Annotated in this window: 1 protein-coding gene; it reads left to right on the forward strand. The window is 45.1% G+C overall.

Features of this window, described 5'->3' with window-relative positions; all coding sequences use genetic code 11:
• The coding region (locus tag R8O11_RS27240) for an HD-GYP domain-containing protein (protein ID WP_318194880.1) at positions 1-745 on the forward strand (745 nt) is incomplete at both ends.

The following is a 745-nucleotide window of genomic DNA, read 5'->3' on the forward strand; positions in this document are numbered from 1 at the left end:
GGAATTGATTGCAGAATGTGTATTGGCGAATGCTGGCACCTTATTTAATCCAGTCATGTGCGAAGCCATGGTTAAGCTCATCATGACCGACGGATTTTGGTTCGCGATGGAATCAGAAAACATCGAAACCATTGGTCTGAATTTTAAGAGCATTGATTGGTTACAAAAACAGTTAACCATTTGGGACATGAACAGCCTTGGATTATTTCTGGCGCGCATTGTCGATGCGAAAAGCCCATTTACTTATCAACACTCGCAAAAAGTTGCTGAGTTGTCGCGCTATTTGGCGGGCAAATTAGGACTCGATGAACACGACCAAGAAATGCTGTTTATTGCCGGTTTGGTTCACGACATAGGTAAGCTAAAGACGCCAGATGAAATTCTACATAAGGAAGGCGCGCTCAGCAAGCAGGAATACACGCGAATCAAACGACATACGATAGATACTCAACTTGCGCTGCATAAGGTGTTCCCAAACGCCAAAAGCGCAGATTGGGCTTCAAATCACCATGAACGCTTGGACGGCTCAGGCTACCCTTACCATAAAACATCAGAAGAACTCGACATCCCTTCTCGCATTATTGCCGTTGCCGATGTGTTTCAGGCACTATCGCAAGATCGCCCTTATCGAGGACGAATGAGCCAAACACAAATTGCTGAGATCATGGATGACCTAATTGAGCAGAATAAACTCTGCGCTCACGTCTATGAAGTGTTAGAGCAGAATATGACGGCTTGCTACAAC

This window comes from Vibrio sp. 1288 (assembly GCF_033344475.1).